The sequence below is a fragment of the Ketobacter sp. MCCC 1A13808 genome (assembly GCF_009746715.1).
Lineage (GTDB): Bacteria > Pseudomonadota > Gammaproteobacteria > Pseudomonadales > Ketobacteraceae > Ketobacter.
Window position 1 is genome coordinate 45,408 of sequence record NZ_VRKW01000013.1, and the last position, 22,921, is coordinate 68,328.

The 22,921-nt window shown below is 50.6% G+C and carries 18 protein-coding genes; 11 read left to right on the forward strand and 7 right to left on the reverse strand.

Annotation, left to right across the window (positions count from 1 at the left end):
* Window positions 1–7: 7 nt before the first annotated feature.
* Window positions 8–619, reverse strand: coding sequence for a CoA pyrophosphatase (locus FT643_RS18765; RefSeq protein ID WP_156872955.1), 612 nt, complete (start codon window positions 617–619; stop codon window positions 8–10).
* A 400-nt stretch (window positions 620–1,019) separates the two neighbouring features.
* On the opposite strand from FT643_RS18765, the gene FT643_RS18770 reads away from it, so the two are divergent.
* The 3 genes from FT643_RS18770 to FT643_RS18780 all read left to right on the forward strand — a co-directional run bounded on the left by FT643_RS18770 (window position 1,020) and on the right by FT643_RS18780 (window position 4,526).
* Window positions 1,020–1,376 carry a DUF3135 domain-containing protein gene (locus FT643_RS18770; RefSeq protein WP_156872956.1) on the forward strand — a complete coding sequence of 119 codons (357 nt, stop codon included), beginning with the start codon at window positions 1,020–1,022 and terminating at the stop codon, window positions 1,374–1,376.
* A gap of 75 nt (window positions 1,377–1,451) precedes the next feature.
* The gene (locus FT643_RS18775) at window positions 1,452–1,997 is read left to right on the forward strand and encodes an NUDIX hydrolase (protein ID WP_156872957.1); all 546 of its coding nucleotides are present in this window, start codon (window positions 1,452–1,454) and stop codon (window positions 1,995–1,997) included.
* A 96-nt stretch (window positions 1,998–2,093) separates the two neighbouring features.
* Window positions 2,094–4,526 carry a hybrid sensor histidine kinase/response regulator gene (locus FT643_RS18780; protein WP_198043688.1) on the forward strand — a complete coding sequence of 811 codons (2,433 nt, stop codon included), beginning with the start codon at window positions 2,094–2,096 and terminating at the stop codon, window positions 4,524–4,526.
* Between the two features lie 7 nt (window positions 4,527–4,533).
* Here the strand turns inward: FT643_RS18780 and FT643_RS18785 are convergent, their stop codons facing one another.
* The 3 genes from FT643_RS18785 to FT643_RS18795 all read right to left on the reverse strand — a co-directional run bounded on the left by FT643_RS18785 (window position 4,534) and on the right by FT643_RS18795 (window position 10,044).
* Entirely contained in the window at window positions 4,534–4,845 is a 312-nt protein-coding gene (locus FT643_RS18785; RefSeq protein WP_317622075.1) for a YqfO family protein, read from the reverse strand.
* A 6-nt stretch (window positions 4,846–4,851) separates the two neighbouring features.
* Entirely contained in the window at window positions 4,852–8,736 is a 3,885-nt protein-coding gene (purL, locus tag FT643_RS18790; protein WP_156872960.1) for a phosphoribosylformylglycinamidine synthase, read from the reverse strand.
* Between the two features lie 165 nt (window positions 8,737–8,901).
* Complete coding sequence (locus FT643_RS18795; protein ID WP_156872961.1) at window positions 8,902–10,044, reverse strand: methyl-accepting chemotaxis protein; 1,143 nt, start codon at window positions 10,042–10,044, stop codon at window positions 8,902–8,904.
* 376 nt (window positions 10,045–10,420) lie between these two features.
* Between FT643_RS18795 and mltF the strand changes: the two genes are divergently transcribed.
* Complete coding sequence (gene mltF / locus FT643_RS18800) at window positions 10,421–11,851, forward strand: membrane-bound lytic murein transglycosylase MltF (RefSeq protein WP_198043690.1); 1,431 nt, start codon at window positions 10,421–10,423, stop codon at window positions 11,849–11,851.
* A 19-nt stretch (window positions 11,852–11,870) separates the two neighbouring features.
* Here mltF and tadA read toward each other — a convergent pair whose 3' ends face one another.
* On the reverse strand, window positions 11,871–12,368 hold the full coding sequence (tadA, locus tag FT643_RS18805) for a tRNA adenosine(34) deaminase TadA (protein WP_156872963.1): 498 nt from the start codon (window positions 12,366–12,368) through the stop codon (window positions 11,871–11,873).
* 454 nt (window positions 12,369–12,822) lie between these two features.
* On the opposite strand from tadA, the gene FT643_RS18810 reads away from it, so the two are divergent.
* The gene (locus FT643_RS18810; RefSeq protein ID WP_156872964.1) at window positions 12,823–13,974 is read left to right on the forward strand and encodes a DUF6607 family protein; all 1,152 of its coding nucleotides are present in this window, start codon (window positions 12,823–12,825) and stop codon (window positions 13,972–13,974) included.
* 156 nt (window positions 13,975–14,130) lie between these two features.
* On the opposite strand, the gene FT643_RS18815 is transcribed toward FT643_RS18810, so the two are convergent.
* The gene (locus FT643_RS18815) at window positions 14,131–15,510 is read right to left on the reverse strand and encodes a class II fumarate hydratase (protein ID WP_156872965.1); all 1,380 of its coding nucleotides are present in this window, start codon (window positions 15,508–15,510) and stop codon (window positions 14,131–14,133) included.
* Between the two features lie 575 nt (window positions 15,511–16,085).
* Here FT643_RS18815 and FT643_RS18820 point away from each other — a divergent pair.
* Both FT643_RS18820 and FT643_RS18825 read left to right on the forward strand, forming a co-directional pair.
* On the forward strand, window positions 16,086–16,460 hold the full coding sequence (locus FT643_RS18820; RefSeq protein ID WP_156872966.1) for a hypothetical protein: 375 nt from the start codon (window positions 16,086–16,088) through the stop codon (window positions 16,458–16,460).
* Window positions 16,461–16,600: 140 nt separating this feature from the next.
* The gene (locus FT643_RS18825) at window positions 16,601–17,374 is read left to right on the forward strand and encodes a ferredoxin--NADP reductase (RefSeq protein WP_317622071.1); all 774 of its coding nucleotides are present in this window, start codon (window positions 16,601–16,603) and stop codon (window positions 17,372–17,374) included.
* 404 nt (window positions 17,375–17,778) lie between these two features.
* Here FT643_RS18825 and FT643_RS18830 read toward each other — a convergent pair whose 3' ends face one another.
* Window positions 17,779–18,510 (reverse strand): glutaredoxin family protein, encoded by a 732-nt coding sequence (locus tag FT643_RS18830; protein WP_156872967.1) that lies wholly within the window; start codon window positions 18,508–18,510, stop codon window positions 17,779–17,781.
* 369 nt (window positions 18,511–18,879) lie between these two features.
* Between FT643_RS18830 and FT643_RS18835 the strand changes: the two genes are divergently transcribed.
* Genes FT643_RS18835 through FT643_RS18850 form a run of 4 tightly spaced genes read left to right on the forward strand, consistent with a single transcriptional unit; the run spans window position 18,880 to window position 22,913 of the window.
* Window positions 18,880–19,980, forward strand: a complete 1,101-nt coding sequence (locus tag FT643_RS18835) for a polyamine ABC transporter substrate-binding protein (protein ID WP_156872968.1) — start codon at window positions 18,880–18,882, stop codon at window positions 19,978–19,980.
* Window positions 19,981–20,020: 40 nt separating this feature from the next.
* Entirely contained in the window at window positions 20,021–21,169 is a 1,149-nt protein-coding gene (locus FT643_RS18840) for an ABC transporter ATP-binding protein (protein WP_156872969.1), read from the forward strand.
* A gap of 2 nt (window positions 21,170–21,171) precedes the next feature.
* Window positions 21,172–22,104, forward strand: coding sequence for an ABC transporter permease subunit (locus tag FT643_RS18845; RefSeq protein WP_411267820.1), 933 nt, complete (start codon window positions 21,172–21,174; stop codon window positions 22,102–22,104).
* The gene (locus FT643_RS18850) at window positions 22,101–22,913 is read left to right on the forward strand and encodes an ABC transporter permease subunit (protein WP_156872971.1); all 813 of its coding nucleotides are present in this window, start codon (window positions 22,101–22,103) and stop codon (window positions 22,911–22,913) included. Before FT643_RS18845 ends, FT643_RS18850 begins: the two co-directional genes overlap by 4 nt.
* Window positions 22,914–22,921 lie beyond the last annotated feature (8 nt).

Below are 22,921 nucleotides of genomic sequence, written 5' to 3' on the forward strand. Positions count from 1 at the left end.
CCTCACATTACTTGGCATCCGTTTCCGACAACGGTTCCGCCATCACGAGTTCAAAACCGGTATCAAAGATCCGGTTAAAGCAATCAGTAATAAAGTAGGCGGTAAGGCCCCAGATAATATAGTTTTCGTAGTGATAACAGGGCACCTTATACCGCACCCCAAGATATTCCCGAATCGTAAAATCCGGTGGCGACGCTTCCAGGAAATAACTGATCGGTACTGAAAACAGACTTTCGATTTCGTACTCGCTGGGCACCAACTCCAGATCGTGGGGGATGATACCTATAAAGGGAGTCACTTTCAGTCCCGCTTTTGAAATCGACAGGGGCATGGGCCCTATGACCTCGACCTTTTCCGGCGGCAGCAGGATTTCTTCAAAACTTTCCCGAAGCGCCGTATCCAAAATGGTGCCGTCTTCCGGATCCCGCTTACCCCCGGGAAACGCGACTTCCCCGGCATGGCTGCTCAGATGCTGTGCTCTTTTCGTCAGTATCAGGCGAGGATCGGTCTGATGGTCAGTAATGGCCATCAACACGCCGGCTTCCGAGGCATCCAGTGACGCCTGATCAGGCTCATGTAAGGGAACGTTTCGACGGATTGCAGACAGCCAGTCAGACACAAATTACTCCATACCCGTGACCGGACTTACCACCAGTTAGGGCGTGCGGCCAAGGGGCCAATTGATTCAAATAGGGTTGACGCTAACAGACAGTACACTAAGCCAGCGAAAAACCGCAACCTTCAAGCAATGCAACAAATTTGATACGCAATGACACAATGGCAGCCAATTGTGGATAACTCGCTGATTTTATGGCCTTATCTTTTAAGGTTATAAGCATGACATATCTAATAACCGCGATGAGGACAGAAAACAACCAACACGTCAAGCCTATACAAGCAAGTTGTTGGCGCTAGTATAGAACGCGAGAAAAGCAATATTTAATTTTAACACTGTTCCATCATTGGGGGCGGGAAACCGATACACCGGTGTTATTGGTTAGCCTATAGAGGAATTACCCATGAATCACGCATTACCGGATTTTGACCAATTAAAAGAAATGGCTGAAAACAACCCAGAGCAGTTGGAGCAACTGCGGATTCAGTTATGTGAGCAGGTGATTCAGGATGCACCTGAAAAGTATCGGCGTAAACTACGCGGTTTACAATTCCGTTTGGATATGGAGCGCCGTAAAGCGAAAAGCCCCATGGCCGCCTGTATTGCTATATCCGGGATGATGCATGATTCGTTTGATCGTTTGCGCCTGGCGCTGAACGATGCAACCGGTAAGGGAAGGCCATTCGATTTGCAAGGTACGTCGAGCGCGTTATCCTCACCAGCAGAACACGCGAAAGTACTGCCATTTCGCCGCGCCTAGCTTTTCCTTGGCTGGGCCTTACCAACTTTAAGCATTATACTGGCAACCTTGTTCTCAGTGGCCAATGCTTAATTTATGAAATACTGCAGTGAATGTGGATCCGAAGTTTCTCTTAAAATACCTGCCGGCGACAGCCGCGAGCGTCACGTCTGTGATAGCTGCGGCCTCATCCATTACCTGAATCCCCGAATTATCGCCGGCACCCTACCGGTTTACGAAGATAAAATCCTGCTATGCAAACGCGCCATTGAACCTCGCAGAGGCTACTGGACCCTGCCTGCAGGCTTTATGGAAAACGGCGAAACTACCGCACAAGCGGCGGCCAGGGAAACCATCGAAGAGGCCGAAGCAAACGTCAATATTCACGGTTTATACACCGTTTTCAATCTGCCCCATATCAGTCAGGTGTACATGTTCTTTCGCAGCGATGTCATCGACGGCCATTTTGGTGTCGGCGAGGAAAGCCTGGAAACACAATTGTTTGATGAGGCTGACATCCCCTGGGATGAGCTCGCCTTCCCTACCATCCATCGCACCTTGAAACTGTATTTTGAAGACCGCAAAACCGGACATTATCCGGTTCGCTTGGAAGATATTCAGCCACGGGTGAAGAAAAGCTAGCAAGCCGTTTTCGGCTGGACACTGGAGTACAAATAAGCAACGATCGGAAATCAGCCTGCTACACTCAAAAGGTGCTGCGCTTCATTTACCGGAGTTGTGCTGAAATTGGGTTATTTTGCCAAGTCTAATTTGGTTTTTATGTTGTTGTTATTACTAACAACACGAATTAGTGCGGCTGCACCTCAGGCAGTTCCGATCAACCGCATTGCGGCAGATCACTCTGCCAACCAGTACTTCAACTATTTGGAGGACGAAAACGCCAGCCTTACTATTGACGATTTGCTGCAGGGTTCTTATCAGGACATGTTCGCGAGCGGTGCAGCGGAAGTACTCAACAAGGGCTTCAGTCAATCTGCATTTTGGTTACACAGCCGTTTCAGTTTTCCCGAACAACCCGACATTTACCACATTACCCGTTACGTATCCCTGGAATATTCACTGCTGGATTCAGTCGATTTCTATGTTATCGAAAATGGGGAAGTCACCGGTAAATGGCTTACCGGCGACAGCCGGCCATTCAACACACGCCCTGTCGATTATTCCCGCTTTTTATTTCCAGTGGAATTTAATCGCGGCGATATAAAAGACATTTATATCAGGGTACAAAGTACCAGCTTGTTGCGCATGCCGGTCACCATCTGGACCCCTTCCGAGTTCCATGACGCGCAACGACCTAAACTCCTGTTAGACGGTTTGTACTTCGGCATTCTGCTATTGATGCTCTGCTACAATCTATTCCTCTACGCTACAGCGCGGGACGCGTCCTACCTTTATTACATAGCCTATATACTTTCCATCGCGGCATTCCAATTGGCCATGAGCGGCTACGGTTTCGAGTATTTATGGCCCAACACGCCGCAAGTAAATGAATTTTTGATTCCTCTTTCAATTTGCGCGATTTCTATTTTTGTATTGGCATTTGGTCAGCGCATTTTGGATTTACGCAAACAGTCGCCTCTACTCTATTTTATTGTCAATATTATCATCGTGCTGGAAATTGCCGGAGCAATCACCAGTTTGTTATTGCCCTACGCCGTTGTTATCCAAACATTGATTGTATTTACTGTCATCGTAGCGGCCGTTAAGCTTTATATAAGCATCCAACAAAGCCTGAGACGCATTCATACTGCGCAGCTTTTTTTGTTTGCCTGGTTCACCTTTCTGTGTGGTGCCATGGCTTTAGCCGCAACCTCAATGGGCTGGTTACCGGTGAATTTCCTGACTACGAATTCTTTTATTATCGGTTCCGCAGTCGAAGTCATTGTGCTTTCTTTTATACTGGCTGAGCGCAGCCACCAGATCAATAAAGCTAAAGCTTTTGCCGAAAAACAGGCCAAAGATGCATTACAGCTTATGAACGACTCCCTTAGAGAAACAAATCGGACCAAAGATGAGTTTCTCGCCACTATAAGTCATGAATTACGCACCCCTATGAACGGGGTGTTAGGCTGCTTACAGCACGCGAGTCAATGCCCGGATCAAAGCAGCTTGGATACGTATCTCAATCACGCCGACCGCTCTGCCCGGCACATGATGTTGCTAATTGACAGTTTATTAACCTACACCGAGTTACAGTCCGGCAACCTTCAGCTGCAGCAGGAACCGTTCAGAATCGGAGAAATGCTAGATAAAGCCCGTTTGTTGTTTGCTGACACCTGCGCTAAAAAAGAGATCCGGCTGCGCATGTCGCTGGACTCTGTAACCCCGCACACGCTATTCGGTGATAGCTATCGTGTCGGGCAGATCTTCAATAATCTGATCGACAATGCCATTAAGTTTACTCACCGCGGTGAAATTTTAATTGAAATAACCTGTGCGGCAATCGACCACGAAAGTCAGTCGTTAAAATTGATTTTCAGCATCAGCGACACCGGTATTGGCATTGAACCTGAGAAGCAATCCCAGATTTTTGAAAGTTTCCGTCAGGCTGACGCTACAAACAATCGTGGTTATGGCGGATTGGGAATTGGCCTTTCGGTGGTAAAAGCCTTGCTCGACAAAATGGATGGCACCATTGAATGTCGGTCAAACCCGGGCCAGGGCAGCCGCTTTGAAGTGACCTTTCCCTGCCTTTTTCAAAACCAGGATTTGACTTCGCGGATCGATGAGCAAGCTCACCAACCTTCCCGCCACGCTGCTCCTTTACAGGTTTTGGTCGTTGAAGACAACCCGGTGAATCAACTGGTGATCAAAAGCCTACTGACACGACACGGATATACCATAGTCACCGCCAGTAACGGAGCGCAGGCTTTGTTGGAATTGGAGCAATACGCGATTGATGTGGTACTGATGGATTGCCAGATGCCGATTATGGATGGGTTTGAAACAACAGAAAAAATCCGCAACATGGACCACCGACATGCCCACCTGCCAATCATAGCAGTTACCGCCAATGGCATGTCGGACGACAGGCACCGCTGTATCCAAGCGGGTATGAATGACTACCTGTGCAAGCCGATTGATGCCCAGGTCCTGCACCGAAAAATTGTGTACTGGACCAACAATGCCGCTCGGCAAAAAACCGGCTAGATCGACGTTAAACGCATTCCAGCTTCCATAGGTCGTAAGCGGGTTCTTCGTATGGATGCGCTAATTTTAACGCGGTCACTGCTGCCTTGACGATGGCATCTTCGCACACCATTTCCACCCGGAACTCTTCCACAAACTCCAGCTTTTTGTCCGTCCCGATAAACGGATTAGCGCCTGGCTGGGGACGGAATTGCCCGCTACCTTTACACTCCCAGCAACACTGGTCGTAATTGCCAATACGGCCTGCGCCCGCATTGAACACAGCCTCTTTTACTGCCTCTTTGTGGCTCGCGGGAACGAAGAACACCAGCTTATACACTGCCAATCACCCCAACCATTGACGGCCATTGCGGAACAGCCGCAACCACACCCCGTCTTCACCCCAACCTGGTGGTCGCCAGGAATTCTGAACGCTTCTATAGACCCGCTCCGGGTGTGGCATCATGATCGTGATGCGCCCGTCTTGATTGGTTAGGCCGGTAATACCCTGCGGCGTGCCGTTGGGGTTGGCGGGATACGTTTCGGTTGCCTGGCCGTTGCTGTCCACATAGCGTAGCGCCACGCTGTTGGATTGTTGTGCCGCTGAAAGCTGTTGCTCCGATGCAAATTCCGCGCGGCCCTCTCCGTGCGCGACGGCAATGGGCAAATGGGAACCCGCCATGCCTTGTAGCAGAATGGACCCGGATTCCATCACTTCCACCATGCTGACACGCGCTTCAAAACGCTCGGACTGGTTGCGCACAAAATGAGGCCAATTATCCGCACCGGGGATCAGCTCATGCAGATTGCTCATCATCTGGCAGCCATTGCAGACGCCCAGCGCAAATACATCCGTTCGGGCAAAAAACTGTTCGAACTGTTCGCGCGCCCGAAGATTGAACAGGATTGATTTTGCCCATCCTTCCCCGGCCCCCAAAACGTCGCCATAGGAAAATCCGCCACAAGCCACCAAGGCATTAAAATTCCGTAAGTTGACCCGGCCGGATAAAATATCGCTCATATGGACGTCCACCGGAGTAAACTCGGCCGCATGGAATGCACCGGCCATTTCAATTTGTCCGTTGACGCCTTGCTCTCGCAGAATGGCAATTTTTGGCTTTGCACCAACATTGATGAACGGTGTGCAGATATTTTCCTGAGGATCAAAAGTCAGTATCGGTGTCATACCCGGATCGTCTTGTTTAGCGATCTGCTCGTATTCCTGCTCGGCGCACAGACTGTTGTCCCGCAACGATTGGATACGATAGCTGGTTTCCGCCCAGGCTTGCTCCAGTGTTATCCGGGATTCATTTAATAGCAGCTGTCCGCCATGCTCGATTTCCAGATGGTGACTCTGATTCGGTGCACCTAGATCGTACACGGTGACGCCGCTGGATTTGTATTGCTCTATGATGCCGGCCGCAGCATCGCTACGAACCTGAATAACGGCGCCCAGCTCCTCATTAAACAGCGCGGGAATCGCATCGCCCAACGCAGTAATGTCCACACCAACCCCACAGTGAGAGGCGAACATCATCTCACACAGTGATGTAAGCAAACCTCCGTCAGAACGGTCGTGATAAGCCAGCAGATTGTCGGTTTGCAGCAACGACTGAGTCACTTCGAAGAACCCCTTTAATTGCGCCGAACTTTCAAGATCGGCACACCGGTCGCCCAATTGCTGGTACACCTGCGCCAGCGCAGAAGCACCCAGACGATTTTCTCCGTTGCCCAAATCAATCAACAACAATCGGGTATCGCCCACGTCGGTCTGCAGTTGCGGTGTCTGGGTTTTGCGAACATCCTTCACCGGCGCAAAGGCGGTTATGATTAATGACATGGGGGCGGTGACGCTTTTACTCATATCCTCATCCTGCCACACCGTGCGCATCGACATAGAATCCTTACCCACCGGAATGGTTATACCCAACTGGGGGCACAATTCCATGCCTACCGCCCGCACGGTTTCGAACAACGCCTGATCTTCACCGGGATAGCCCGCTGCGCACATCCAATTGGCCGACAAACGAACGTCTGCCAGTTTGCCTATGCGGGCAGCGGCAATATTCGTGATAGCCTCACCAATTGCCATGCGACCGGACGCCGGTGCGTTGATTAATGCGGCCGGAGTACGTTCACCCATGGCCATGGCTTCGCCGGTGAAACTGTCGAGTGTACTGGTGGTGACTGCCAGATCCGCTACCGGAACTTGCCAGGGACCGACCATCTGATCCCGCGTGACTAGGCCGGTCACAGTCCGGTCACCAATCGTAATCAAAAACTTTTTGCTGGCGACCGCAGGCAACCTTAGCACTCGATATACCGCCTCTTTCAGATTAAGGGCACCGGTGTCGATCGCTGATTGTTGAACCGTTTGAGTCTGATATTCCCGTAGCATTTTGGGCGGTTTGCCAAACAACACCGGCATGGGTAAATCCACCGGTTTATTTTCAAAATGCGCATCATCCAATTGCAGGTGCATCGCATTTGTGGCTTCGCCGATGACGGCGTAAGGGCAACGCTCACGCTCACAGATCGCTTCGAAGCGCTCCAGGTTTTCATTGGCCACGGCCATCACATAGCGTTCCTGGGATTCATTGCACCAAATTGCGAGCGGTGACATGCCAGGCTCATCATTGGGTATGGCCCGCAGGTCAAAGCGGCCGCCCCGCCCTCCATCTTTTACCAATTCCGGCATGGCGTTGCTTAAACCACCAGCTCCCACATCGTGAATAAAGTCAATGGGGTTGTCATCGCCGAGTTGCCAGCACTGATCGATGACCTCCTGGCAACGGCGTTCGATTTCCGGGTTGTCCCTTTGCACGGAGGCGAAATCGAGATCCTCGGCGCTGGCACCGGTGGCCATCGACGACGCCGCTCCGCCACCCAGACCAATCAGCATTGCCGGCCCCCCCAATACCACCAGTTTGGCGCCGACCGAGATTTCCCCTTTATCCACGTGATCTTCTTTAATATTACCGAATCCACCGGCGATCATTATCGGTTTATGATAACCACGGACTTCATCGCCGTTAACGGTTTTTACCTGCTGTTCATAGGTTCGAAAATACCCATTAATGTTGGGCCTGCCAAACTCATTATTGAACCCGGCGCCACCCAGCGGGCCTTCGATCATAATATCCAGCGCCGACACAATGCGGCCCGGTTTACCGTAGGGTTGTTCCCAGGGCTGGGTGAAACCGGGAATATTGAGGTTGGAAACCGTAAACCCGGTCAAACCGGCTTTGGGTCGTGAGCCGCGCCCGGTTGCACCTTCATCCCGGATCTCTCCGCCGGCTCCGGTGGCCGCCCCGGGAAAGGGCGCAATCGCAGTCGGGTGATTGTGGGTTTCTACCTTCATCAAAATATGCACCGGCTCCTGATGGAACTGATACTCTTTGCTCACCGGATCAGGATAGAATCGGCCTGCGTCAAAGCCTTCCATAACTGCAGCATTGTCGGAATAGGCAGACAGCACGCCTTCGCCTCCCGCCTGATAGGTATTCTTAATCATTTTAAAGAGCGAATGGGTTTGCGGTTTTCCGTCTACCACCCAATCGGCATTGAATATTTTGTGGCGGCAATGCTCGGAGTTAGCCTGAGCAAACATCATCAGTTCCACATCGGTGGGATTGCGTTTTAATTCATTGAAAGAGTGCAGCAAGTAGTCGATTTCATCTTCCGCCAATGCCAATCCCAATACCTGATTGGCCTGCTCCAACGCTTGACGCCCCTGTGCAAGCACATCCACCTCCGCCAGCGGGGCCGGTTCGTTATGCCGGAACAGTGCTTCAGCCTGTTCCAGTTCCGGCAATACCGCTTCCACCATTCGATCATGCAATAATGCCGATACCTGCTGCAGCTGCAGCTCATCCAATGGTTGCTCTGCTTGCAGATAATAGGCAACCCCGCGCTCCAGCCGCGAAACCTTGGCGAGGCCGCAATTATGTGCAATGTCCGTGGCTTTAGACGACCAGGGTGAAATGGTACCGGGGCGTGGGACCACCAGCAGAAGCTGACCCGCCGCCTGCTCCGACGTGACTGCAGGGCCGTAGCGCAGGATGCTTTGCAACACCCGGTTTTCAGCCTCATCCAGGGGTTCCGCCAATTCCGCAAAATGCATGAACTCGGCGTATACGCCTTCTATGGCAGGGATTTTTTCCTGCAGCTCAGAAAGCAGGTTGTTTCGGCGAAAGGCAGATAGAGCAGGGGCACCACGAAGTTGCAACATCAGGGTCTCAGCTTTGCTTGAAGGTGGAAGTTTCAGGAGCGGGGATTATAAAGGATACAAGCGAGGCGAGAAAGAAAACCGGCGCTTATCTGGCGATTATGCCAACATTTCAAACGACGGGTTAACAGGACCGGGCCAAGCCGGCCCCGCTAACTGATTCAGTGGCTATACAACATACCGGTTGATGATGGCTTCCAGCTCCTGAGCCGTGCTCTCTATATCTTTCTGTAAATGGGCCAGCTGGTTGAATTTCGTAGAATCCGCGTCTGAGTTCGCTTCCATGGATTTTAGGCTGCGATTTATGGCATCGGCCGCTGCGGTTTGCTGTTCTACCGCCGCTGCAATTTGCTCGTTCATTTCACTGATGGAACCGATACCGGAGGTGATCGCCTGCAGAGATTCCCCCGCTTGCTGGGCTTGATGCACGCTGCGCTCAGCGCGACGGCGTCCCTCGGCCATCACCTCTACCGCATTTTTGGAACCATCCTGCAAACGCCCGATCATGCCGTTAATTTCCTGGGTCGCTTCCTGTGTGCGCTGAGCCAGTGTCCGCACTTCATCTGCTACCACCGCAAACCCTCGCCCCTGCTCGCCAGCGCGGGCAGCTTCAATAGCCGCATTTAACGCTAACAGGTTGGTTTGGTCTGCAATGCCGCGAATTACCTCCAGAATAGCGCCGATGGATTCGCTGTCAGCTTCTAATTTCTGAATGGCAACCGCCGCCCGCTCAACCTCTTCTGCAAGGGATAAAATGGAGCCTGTAACGCTGTTGACTACGCCTTGGCCGCTATCCGCTTCCTGGCTGGCATCTTTCGCGGCCTGAGCGGCAGTGGAGGCATTTTGAGAAACATCGTGCACTGCTGCGCTCATGGAAGAGACTATATCCATCAGCTCGCGGGTTTCATTCTGTATGTTTTTTCCATCATCTGACGACAGCTTGCCCAACTCGCGGCTCATCACCTTAATTCTGTCCAGATTACCGGACACCCGCTCAAACACGCCCTGAAACTGGTCAAGAACGCGATTGATCGCTAGAGACAGTGGCCGGCTCTCTGCACTTTCCAAGCGGCTGTCGAGACGTTTTTCGCCCGCAGAAAGCGCCGTCAGGAAAGCCACTTCCCGCTCAGAACCCTGCGCAGCCCCCTGCGCTATACCCCAGCCCAGCCCAGCAGCCAGCAGTGACACCACAACACCCCACATCAGGGTGCCGCCGGCGCCTTCGGTTGCTGACAGCACCCAAACCAAAAAGGCCAGCTGCATCGCGGCGCACAAGCTCAATCCGCTTAGGACTTTCATTTTACCTGTCATTTCGTACTGCCTCGCGTACTTTCATTAGCCTGAACGGACAGGCTTTCTTTAAATGGGTCATTAATTAAGGTTAGGCAACGTAGCGGTAAGCTGCAAAGTTCTGGGGCAAAAGACAGAAACGATCCAAAGATCCCTTCAAATTCCTTATTCGTATATAAATTGCACTTTTTATTCGCTTTAACGGATAAACAAATCGACTTTTTACCTCAATTTGGCTATAATTCGTTCACTTTTTATACAGTTTAACAACAGTAGTTAGGTAACTTCTGCTGTAAACTTCCCCCAGGATCCTATAGATTCAAGCTCCTATGCGCGCATGGGTACACACCTGGGTATAACTGAAATACGAAAGGGATTGATAACGCTACGTTACTTTATGGCTCCGATTAAATGGCTTATCAGAACAACGATATTTGCGGTAACCGCAGCCGGCTTTTTGTTGACACCAGCCTGCCAGCCCGCACTCCCCTTGCTCGAGCAGGTAAAAGAGCAAGGCGAATTGATTGTGGCCACTCAAACCGGACCCACTACTTATTTCAGTGAATTGGATCGCGATACCGGCTTCGAATACGAGCTGGTTAAAGCGTTTGCCGATTACATGGGCGTCACTCTGGTTTTGAAAACGTACACGGATTTGGGAGAGCTCCTTGCCGCCGTACAAAACGGTGAAGTCCATCTGGCGGCAGCAGGATTGACCGTAACCCGCGAACGCAGCCGCAGCTTACGCTTTTCTTCCCCGTATCAACAAATCACGCAAGAGCTGGTGTACCACTCTGACTCTGCCCGCCCCAAAGAATTAGCCGACATTCAGAACAAAAAGATTGTGGTGATCGCGAACAGCAGCCACTCGGAAAACCTGAAACAAATGAAGAACACCTATCCCGGCCTGAGGTGGGAGGAAAAGCCCAATAGCTCGCCGCTGTCTTTACTCAATATGGTCAATGACCGACAGGCGGAATACGTAGTTATGGATTCCAATGTCTTTAATAGCTACCGTGATGTATTTCCGGAATTGCGTTCGGCCTTTGAATTGAAAGGACCACAACCGATGGCATGGGCGTTCGCAAAAAAAGCCGACAATTCTTTATTTACGATGGCGGAAATGTTCTTTAATAAGGCCAACGACAGTGGCGCACTGGAAGATTTACGGGTGCGATTTTTCGGCCACCGTGAATTTGATTACGTGGGAGCCCGGACCTTCCTGTCGCACCTGGATTCACGCCTGGTGAATTACGAAGAAGAATTTAAGACCAACGCGAAACAACTAGGATTGGATTGGCGTTTACTCGCCGCGATCGGGTATCAGGAGTCGCTCTGGAATCCCAACGCGATCTCCCCCACCGGGGTGCGCGGCATAATGATGTTAACCCGGCGCACCGCGAAAGAAATGGGTGTAACCAATCGACGCAATGCCCGCGAAAGCATTGAGGGCGGCGCACGCTATTTTAAAAAGCTATATCGCCGGTTACCCGAAGAAGTAGTCGAGCCGAACCGGACCTGGTTTGCATTAGCGGCTTACAATGTGGGATACGGTCACTTGATGGACGCCAGACGCCTGGCCAAAAGCGAAGGTGCCAATCCCGACAACTGGTTTGACGTACGGGAACGCTTACCACTGCTGCGAAAACGCGAGTACTATTCAAAAACGCGGCACGGATTCGCCCGCTCCGGTGCGCAATCGGTGGTGTATGTGAAAAATATACGCCGATACTACGATGCTTTGGTATGGGCAACCGAGCGCGACAATTCCCGTTATACTCCTGCTCCGCAAAATGTTGTGGCTATGTGGCAGGGTTTGGTTCACTAATCTAAAGCTGACCCTTGATCTAATCAGTCGGCGGGCGTTTTAACTGCTTTTTCAGTCGCCGCCGCTGTTCAAAAAAATCCGTCATCATCTGACTACACTCCGGCTCAAGACAGCCGCCCTGATACTGTATCCGGTAGTTCACGAAGGGTTGATCAAAAAACTGTTGTGCACTGATCACCGCCCCGGCTTTAGGCTCCGGGGTGCCGAATACGATACGATCCACGCGACCGTGCAACAGTGCACCAGCACACATGGAGCACGGCTCGACGGTGACATAAAGGGTAGCACCCGGAATCCGGTAATTGCGCTCGTATTCACAGGCTTTACGCAATGCCACCATTTCGGCGTGGGCACTGGGATCGCAAGTGGAAATCGGGCAGTTATACCCTTCCCCCAATACCTGTTCGTCACGAACAATAACAGCACCAACCGGCACCTCTTGCTGGTCGGCGGCTTGCTGCGCTAGTTGTAACGCACGCTGCATCCAGTGAACGTCTTGCTGCGAGAACGAATTCATACCACCCCTATTTTTTCAACAAAGGGCATTAAATTACTGTAGATCGGGATGATATTCCACCGGCTTATGTCCGCCCTCGCAGAGTAATTAATTTTGCCTCCGCCTTTCAGAATAGTTACCATTTTCACAAACCTGTTATTCCGGTTCCTTTATTATAATGAATTGTTCTCTATACGTTGGCGTTGTACCGGCTTAGCTCCTCAGAGCTCTGCTCCATGATCCGAATACAGGAGATTCTGTGTAAAAGCGGGTTTCACGACGGAAGCAAAGCGCAAGGCGCGAGCGTGAAGCTGGTCACCTCCAACGGGTCTACATAAATTTACCTAGGGAAGCGGAGTGTCGATGTTAAGATTTCAATCCAGGCACACAAGCAGAATCAAGTTCAGAAGATTTTAGACTGAAACGCAAATGGCTGCTTGCTTAACCAATGAATGGAACCAGACACTCGCACTCTATGAAATTAATTTCCAGTATCCAGTACCTCGTTTTGCTCATTCCCCTGACAACCACTACCGGTCAATCGCTGGCTAAGACTGATTCCGGACAACAAAACGAGATAAAAAACATAGCTGAAAACTGCCCGCACAAACAGTATATCTTCAGCTGGAACCTGACTGACACTTGCTTACCACAACCCCGCGGCGGCACATCCAAGGGTGCGCCAGTCACGCTAGCCACAACTCCCTCGCCCCGCTGGCTCGCACTGCAGGAGCCCGGTTTAAGTAAATTCGAGCAAGACCGGCGTGCAATTCTGGCCATGACCGGCGGTTACCGCGCCAGCTTCGAGTTTCTGGAAACCATCGGTTATCCCGCAGATTACGAACTGGCCCGCCCCTACCAAAGCTGGGGCACGGAATATATTTATCTGGTGGAAGATCGCGGCGAATTTATTAGCCTACAACATATTATGGTGATGTTCTTTCAACAGGAGGAAGGTAAGCTATCGGACCCCATGGTGATGAAACATTGGCGACAGGACTGGCAATATCAGGATCGGGAGATCCTTCAATACAGTGGGAATAACACCTGGAAAAACCATAAGCTGAGTAAAAAAGAAGTGAAAGGAACCTGGTCGCAGAGCGTATATCAGGTGGACGATTCTCCGCGTTATGCTTCATTCGGTAGCTGGCAGCACAATGCCAGCTTTTCTGCCTGGGAGAGTGGTGATACCTGGCGTCCCCTGCCCCGTCGTGAGCACAGCGTACGCGAGGATTATCAGGAAATGGAGGGTATTAACCGCCATATAATTCTGCCCACCGGCTGGGTTCAGGAAGAGGAAAACTTCAAACGTTTATCATCTGGCACTGAAAGCACTTCACCAAATTACGTGGCTAAGGAACTAGGTAATAACCGCTATCAATTACTCACTGATTTTGACTGGAGCGCGGGTGATCAATACTGGAAAGTAACGGGACCATTCTGGAAGATTGTTCGCCAACAATGGGAACAGGTCTCCAAACGTAAAACTCCCTTGGCCCTGAAAAAGCAACACGAGGGAACGCCTCTGTTTATGGCGCTGTTTCAGTTAGCGGAGCAATTCGGCAACGGTGAGTTGGATGATCCAGAAAAGGCGGTTGCAAACGCATTGCACCATTATGTGCAGTAGGCCCCGGTCATCGGCATCCCCGCCGTTTGCCATAGCCGTGCTCGATTCTAAAACGGATAACGATAAGATCAGATAAAAAAAACCCTAAATAGCACACGGTTATGATGGCTCTATTTAGGGTGGGGTCTACCCAAAGACCGCAAGCGCTAAAGCGGTTTAAACACCGCCCAGAGTCAGCTTTTCGGGGTTAAGCAGTCGTGTTAATTCATCGCGGCCAATATCTGTATTTTCTTCGGCAACATCAATAATCGGCCGCCCTTCCGCATAAGCCTGTTTCGCAATTTTAGCCGCTTTTTCATAGCCAATGATCGGATTAAGCGCGGTCACCAGAATCGGGTTGCGGGTTAATGCATCTGCCAACTTGGCTTCATTCACATTGAAACTGGCAATGGCTTTATCTGCCAACAGGACGCTGACATTGGCCAGAATTTCGATCGAAGAAAGCAGGTTGTGTGCGACCAACGGCAACATCACATTCAATTCAAAATTTCCGGACTGCCCTGCTACAGTAATCGCTGCATCGTTACCAATTACCTGTGCGCCCACCATCGCCGCCGCTTCCGGAATCACCGGATTGACCTTGCCGGGCATAATAGAAGAACCGGGCTGCAACGCTTCCAGTTCTATTTCACCCAAACCTGCTAGCGGGCCGGAGTTCATCCAGCGCAAATCGTTGGCGATTTTTATGATGGAAACGGCCGTCGCTTTTAATTGGCCCGACAACGCCACCGCGATGTCTTGCGAACCGATGTGAGTAAAGAAATTCTCTGCCGGAGTAAATTGCAGATCGGTTAAAGACGATAAAGTGCGGTTAAATTTAGTAGCAAAATCCGGATGTGCATTAATACCGGTGCCGACCGCAGTACCGCCCTGAGCCAGGCTTTGAAGGTCCGGTTGCATTGCCGCCAGACGCTGAATATTTTGCTCGATTTGATCCGCCCAGCCGTTCAACGACTGGCTCAAACGCACCGGCATGGCATCCATCAAATGGGTACGACCGGTCTTAATATAATGATCCACGCTCACGGCTTTTTTCCGTGTAATGGTAACCAGGTGATGCAATGCCGGCAGCAAATCTTCCTGCAACGCTAACGCCGCACTGACATGAATAGTGGTTGGGATAATATCATTACTGCTTTGGCCGCAATTAATATGGTCGTTAGCCCCGACTTTTTCACCACTGATATTGCTGGCCAATGTCGCCAACACTTCATTGGCATTCATGTTCGAACTGGTGCCAGAACCGGTCTGAAATACATCAACCGGAAAATGTGACATCAGTGCGGGATCGTCTAATAGCTTTTTGACTGCAAGCTTAATAGCAACCCCGATACTTTCCGGGATTTGTTCCAGCTCCACGTTCACATCTGCCGCGGCCGATTTAATCAATAGTAACGATCGGATGAACTTTTCCGGCAACCGTAATCCACTGACCGGAAAGTTATTAATGGCACGCTGGGTTTGCGCCGCATACAAAGCATCTTCTGCGACGTCCAGATCGCCCATACTGTCGCGTTCAATTCGTGTGTTTGTCATAGGTGAGGCCTTAATAAAAAAAGTAATGTGGGTAAATTAAGCCCGCAGGCTCGACTGAAAATAATGGCTGGTGACCCGCAACTCATGAAAAAAGCAAATCACCTGAGCTCGGCTATGCCGACAATCCGCCAATCGCCTGAGTGCCAGTAGTGGAATATGAACGTGATCAAGACACTGGCAACGCCAATGAGGCGGTAGGCATTCATCGGCAATGGTGTCCATCAATAGTTGAAACTGAGCAACCAGCTGCTCTCTGTGCAGATTTTTCGAATGCGTGATTTCAAATGAATGTGAGGATAGGAACTCCCTGATCAAACCCGGATTATCCGGTTCAATTGCGTTCCTTACCTTTTGGGGTAGTGGTGATGTTGGGCATCTGGTGACCGCCACAGCAGAGTTCATTGCGCCGCTCTCATTTATGATAATGAGAATCATTTTTATAAAAAATGACCACGAGGTCAATAGGCGAGGCCAAGTTATTACAAATAATTATCATTTGCATTTAAAAGAAAGACACTTTACCATCTATAGGCTTCTAATTAGTCTCACAGGAGCAGAAGCTAACGGAGGAACCAATGCACTCAGCGTTCACGCAATTACTCTGCCAGTACCGATTCCGGAAAATCAGAGCAGAAGCCGGGAAAATGCCTGTCCAATATTCGCAACCCATCGCCACTAATAATACGGATAAAAGGGACTATTTCACTCGCCTGCGTTCCGCATGCACATTCGGATGCAGTTTCCTGCTGGCGCTTGGATCCGGTATCGCCCTGACTGGCTGGGTACGATTGCCATCGCTGGAAAAGGCATTGCTCGCCACCCTCTCCATTCCTCTGCTATGGGCTGCATTGATGGTTATTCTGCTGAACTGCTCACGCTGGCGGACTATCTGTAGTGTAGCGGCAGTGGGTGGGGTCGCATTGCTGGGTGCGCAGCTGCTGGTGTATTGATTGGATCGAATTTGAAAATTGGCACTTAAGTACAGCGACGCATCAGCCAAACAAACAATTGATAATACTTATCATTTGCATTAAAATCGCACACAATTTCTCTAACGCTTATACAAACCATTTCACATCGAGGAGTTGTTGTGTCGAAATTCATTCAGGAAACCGTGACCCACGTTCACCACTGGAACGAAACGCTGTTTAGCTTTCGCACTTCCCGGCAACAGTCCCTGCGTTATGAAAACGGCCATTTCATCATGATTGGCCTGGAGGTAGAAGGAAAACCGCTGATGCGTGCCTACAGCGTGGCCAGTGCCAACTACCAGCCGGAGCTGGAGTTTTTCAGCATCAAAGTAGCCGATGGCCCGCTCACATCGCGGTTGCAGAAAATCCAGGTGGGCGACCCGATTATTTTGAGCACCAAACCCACCGGCACCCTGATTGCCGGAAACCTGCGCCCAGGCAAGCATCTATATTTGCTGGGTACCGGTACTGGTCTGGCGCCGTTTCTGAGCATTATCCGCGATCCGGAAATCTACGAAAAATTTGAAAAAGTGATCCTGGTGCACGGTGTTCGTGAAGTGTCTGAACTGGCTTATCAGGATCTGATTGAAAAGGAACTACCGAATGACGAGTTCCTGGGCGAGGAAGTAAAACAGAAGCTAATTTACTACCCCACCGTCACCCGCGAAGAATACAAAAACACCGGACGCGTCACCACGCTGATGAACAGCGGGAAGCTTTACGACGATATCGGCCTACCACCCCCCAATACCGACGATGACCGTTTTATGTTGTGTGGCAGCCCCAGCATGCTGAAGGACCTGTGTGTAATCCTGGATGAAGCCGGCTTTAAAGAATCACGCCACGGGCAGCAGGCTGATTATGTAATTGAACGGGCCTTTGTCGAGCAATAATAGTGAATGAATATCTGATATTTATACCTCTTTGATACCGTACTTTTCGCACAAGTCAAAGCGAAAAAAATCGGCAATTCTTCGTTCACCATACAGGTGGATTTTTATCATTTTGAATTCCGCCGGAACTGCATAAAACTATAACGGAAGGTACTCCCGGCGTGAGCATCAAGCATGCCGGTGCGGAAATAAAAAATAGCTATAGACCGTTTTTATAGCCAACGATACAGCCAGCTATGATGATCGCTGTACATGACCTCAATGGTACGGGTAATGTCGGACGGGACGGCTGGCATATTAAAGAACCTACAGGGTTATATTTTAACCAAAACAGCCCCAGAATATAAACGATAATAATTCTCATTACAAACCTCTATTTTGCCCTTTCGACAAACTGAGGCCTATTACCGAAACCAAACCCATATCGCCATCGCCACCATCATCAGGTTTTCTGTCAGTGAAATGACCCCCAAGGGCACGTTGCTATCACCGCCCACGCAGGCACATTTCAATTCACGTTTATCGATATAAACAGCCTTGAACACCGAAACGGCTCCAACCACCCCAATGAATGCAGCCGGTGGTGACACCAACCAGGCCGGCAGCATCGCCAACATTCCAATACCGGCAAAGGCTTCCAGAAATGCATAGGCGTAGGCGTAACGCGGGTAGCGCATGCCCAATAAATCATAAGTGATGAATTGAAAGCTAAACCCTTCCGGGTCCTTCAATTTCTGGATTGCCAAAGCGCACATGCTAAGAGCGACAAACAACTCCACCAGCAGCAGCAATCCAGGCTCCATCACCGGCCTCGCCAACAACGCCACCGCCATCAAAAAGGCCATACTGAAGATCGCAATCACCGGTCGGTAGGAGGTATCGCTCTCTTTTTCTTTGGTCTTACCGAAGTAGGCTTTCAGTTCACTATAACCACCAACACGCTCGCCATTGATAAACGTTTGCGGCGTGGTTTCCACGTCATACTCGCTCTTAAACTTTTCTGTTTGCTCACGGGTGGTCAACAGGTGGTCGTCAATTTCAAAATTTTCCCGTCGTAGTAACGCACGGGATTTAAGCCCGTAGGGGCAGATATGATATTGCGTGTGCATCCGGTACAGTTCCGCGTGTTTAGCCATAGCCGGGAATCCTTTTTTGCGATTGCATGTATGTTCAACGCCAGAAGGGGTGCAATGGACATACCACCGACATGAAACTCCTTCAAAATCAGCCGGATAACCACACCACTCCCATCTCGTCGGCACACCAGGATTGTAATGATTACAAGCCGCCTGCACTAAGCGTTACTTCCTGAGTCCGATCCGCGCCACATGGTGCCTAACCGAGCCGATTAAAAAGTAAAATTTCGCTCATTTAACTCTATTCTTTTTCCGCGTTTTTCGTCATATTTGCGCTGTCAGTACTGACTACGAAGCGACCACCCTGTGGGAGGACGCCGGGTATCTTTTTTGTTTATTGTTCAAATACATTTACTGGAGAGACCTTCCATGAAAGCAGCCACTTTGCGGCGCTCTATATTCACGGTATTTTGCTTGATCGCGGTTAGTCAGTTCGCCCGGGCGGAAACGCTCAACGTCTACAACTGGTCGGATTATATTGCTGAAGACACCATCCGGAACTTTGAAAAGCAAAGTAAAATAAAAGTCAGCTATGACGTTTATGACTCGAATGAAGTGCTGGAAGCCAAACTGCTGGCAGGCAAAAGCGGCTACGATCTGATTTTCCCAACCGCCCGCCCGTTTGCCGACCGCCATATCAAAGCCAAGCTTTATCGGCCGCTGGATAAAAGCAAACTACACCACTACGGTAACATTGACCCGGTGATCCTGAAGTCGCTCGCGGATATCGATCCAGACAACGCCCACCTGGTTCCCTATATGTGGGGTACCACCGGCATTGGTTATAACATTGACAAGGTAACCGCTATACTCGGCAAAGAAATGCCACTGGATACCTGGAAGTTACTGTTCGATCCGGAAATTGTTGCCAAACTAAGCGCCTGTGGTGTGGTGATGATGGACGATCCTACTGAAGTGTTGGTGGCCGCGCGCGCTTATTTGGGCAAGGACAGCGAAGACTTCAGCACCACCGCCATTAATGAAGCGGCGGCTGTAATCAGTAAAGTCCGTCCTAAAATCCGCTACTTTCACAGCTCGCAATACATCAACGACCTGGCTAACGGCGACATCTGCGTAGCCCACGGTTATTCCGGGGATATCCTGCAAGCTCGCGACCGCGCAGCAGAAGCGAAAAACGGAGTTCACATCGCCTACACAGTGCCGTCCGAAGGCGCCGTCGTTTGGACCGATGTGATGGCGATCCCGGCTGATGCAACTCACCTGGATGCGACTCACCAATTTATCGATTATCTACTCGAACCGGCTGTCATTGCCGATATCACCAACTACGTTGCTTACGCCAACGCCAACACCAAAGCGCTTGAATTGGTGGATGAAACCATCCGCAACGATGCCGGTATCTATCCGCCAGAAACTACCCGCAAACGCCTACTGGTGCTCAAGACCCCCACCGACAAAGAAGCGCGTACCATGAACCGGGTGTGGACTCGGCTTAAAACCGGGCGCTGATATCAAAGAGCCCCTGCATAGATGAGTAGATACTGTTCTCATGGCTGAAACTTTGGCGGCGGCCTATACGCCTTCACGACACCCCACGTCCCCGCTTGCCGCTGACGATGCCATCGTTAAGCTGGAAAAGATCAGCAAGCATTACGATTCTGTGTATGCCTGCGATGATATAAACCTATCGATTCAACGAGGCGAGTTTTTTTCACTGCTCGGCCCTTCCGGATGCGGCAAAACCACTTTATTGCGTATTCTGGCAGGGTTTGAAGTGCCCGATGAAGGACGCGTACTTATTGACGGGGTCAACGTCACGTCCATGCCGGCTTATCTGCGGCCGGTGAATATGATGTTTCAGTCTTATGCATTATTTCCACATATGGACGTGGAAAAAAACATTGCCTTCGGTTTAAAGCAGGAGTCAATGACGAAGGCCCAGCGCAAAGATCGTGTCCGGGAAATGCTGGCCATGGTGCAGCTGGAAAAACTCGCCGGCCGCAAACCCCATCAGCTATCTGGCGGCCAGCGCCAACGGGTGGCATTGGCCAGGGCATTAGCAAAGCAGCCCAAACTATTATTACTGGACGAGCCTCTGGGGGCATTGGATAAAAAATTACGTGAGAAAACACAGTTTGAATTAGTCAACTTACAGGATCGCCTGGGTATTACCTTCGTTATCGTTACTCATGATCAGGAAGAAGCGATGACCATGTCCAGTCGTATTGCGCTAATGCACAATGGGCGTATCGAACAACTGGATGCTCCACGTCGCATGTATGAATTCCCTTCCACCCGCTACGTTGCGGATTTTATCGGCCTGGTCAACCTGTTCGACGGACATGTGATTTCCCATGAGAACGACACCGCGCTGATTGAGTGCGAACAAGCGGGCACCCAGCTGCAGATTCACCATAGCCAACCGTTAGCAGCAGATATGCCTGTTACCGTCGCCTTGCGTCCGGAGAAGATCCGTTTGCTTGATCAGTATTCTGGTCTGCCCAATCAGGCGCGGGCCGTGATCAAAGATATCGCCTACCTGGGCGATGTATCGATCTATTACGCGGAGCTGGAAACCGGAAAGCGAGTTAAATTCACCCTGCCCAATGTGCTGGCCCTGGCCGAACAACCGCTAACCTGGGAACAAACCGTCGTGCTCGGCTGGAACGCCGACAGTTGCAATGTGCTGACACAATGAGGCTGAGGTTGAAACGATTTCAAGCCAGTGGAAACCGCTTTGACCGGTCAGCAACCAAGCTTCGGCATTTGATTATTGCCGCGCCCTGGTTCTGGTTGGCACTCTTTTTCACCTTGCCTTTTCTGTTCCTGCTAAAGATCAGTTTATCTGAAGCGCAGTTCGCGCAACCGCCCTATCTCACGATGTTGCGCGGCGGCGAGGACGGATTGCTTACCCTGGTTATCAATTTCGCCAATTATTTAATGCTGTGGCAAGACTCGCTGTATGGCAGTGCACTGCTAAGCTCGTTGAAGGTCGCATCAATCTCTACCCTTCTTTGCCTGCTGATCGGCTACCCCATGGCGTACGCCATCGCCCGCGCTCCGGAAAACTGGCGTATGCCGCTATTAATGCTGATTATTCTGCCATTCTGGACGTCGTTCCTGATCCGTGTTTATGCCTGGATTGGCATCCTTAAAAACAACGGGCTACTAAACAATTTTTTACTGTGGATAGGTTTGATTGATCAACCCATCGATATTTTATACACGCCACTCGCTGTCTATATCGGTGTGGTCTACAGCTACTTGCCGTTTCTGATTCTTCCGCTTTACGCCACCTTGGTAAAACTCGATCTAACGTTACTGGAAGCAGCGGCCGATCTTGGTTGCCGTCCACTGCAACAATTTATTTCCATCACCCTGCCGCTATCGATGCCCGGCATTATTGCGGGTGCCATGTTGGTTTTTATTCCGGTAATGGGAGAATTTGTGATTCCCGATTTACTGGGCGGCCCGGACAGTCTAATGATTGGCAAATTGCTCTGGACCGAGTTTTTCAGTAACAAGGATTGGCCATTGGCCTCGTCACTGGCCTGTGTGTTGCTGGTGGTCCTGGTGGTGCCCTTTGTTCTACTGCGTCATTTTGAACGCAAAGCCAATGAGGAAAACGAATGAAAGGTCGCTTTTCCTGGCTTATCACCGTGTTGTTACTCGGCTATGCATTTCTCTATATTCCGATTATCAGTTTGATGGTGTACTCCTTTAATGAAAACCGCTTGGTTACGGTATGGAGCGGCTTTTCCACCAAGTGGTATGCTGCGCTCCTGCAAAATCACGCACTGCTGAATGCAGCCGGGCTCAGCGTTAAAATTGCTGCAATAAACGCCACCCTAGCGGTCGTGCTAGGCACACTGGCGGCGCTGGCGATCGTCCGCTTGGGCAAGCTGCGAGGTAGCAAAAGCCTCGGCATCATGGTTACCGCGCCGTTAGTCATGCCGGAAGTGATGACCGGGCTGTCCATGTTGTTACTGTTTGTGGCTATGGAAAACCTTTTCGGCTGGCCCTCCGGTCGCGGCCAAACCACAATTATTCTGGCTCACGCTACCTTTTCTATGGCTTATGTCGCTGTGATTGTTCAGAGTCGCCTCAGTGGTATGGATATTTCTTTAGAAGAAGCGGCTATGGACCTTGGAGCAAGGCCGATCAAAGTGTTTTTTAGTATTACGTTGCCGATTATCTCACCAGCCCTGATAGCGGGTTGGTTACTGGCGTTTACCCTATCAATGGATGACCTGGTAATCGCCAGCTTTGTCTCGGGCCCCGGTGCCACCACGTTACCCATGGTGGTTTACTCCAGTGTTCGCCTCGGTGTGAGCCCGCAAATAAACGCACTGGCAACCCTGATTGTCGGGTTCGTTAGCCTGGCGGTGCTGATTACCGCAATGGTGTTACATCGGCAGGCGAAAAAAACCAAGCGGCATTAAATACTTTG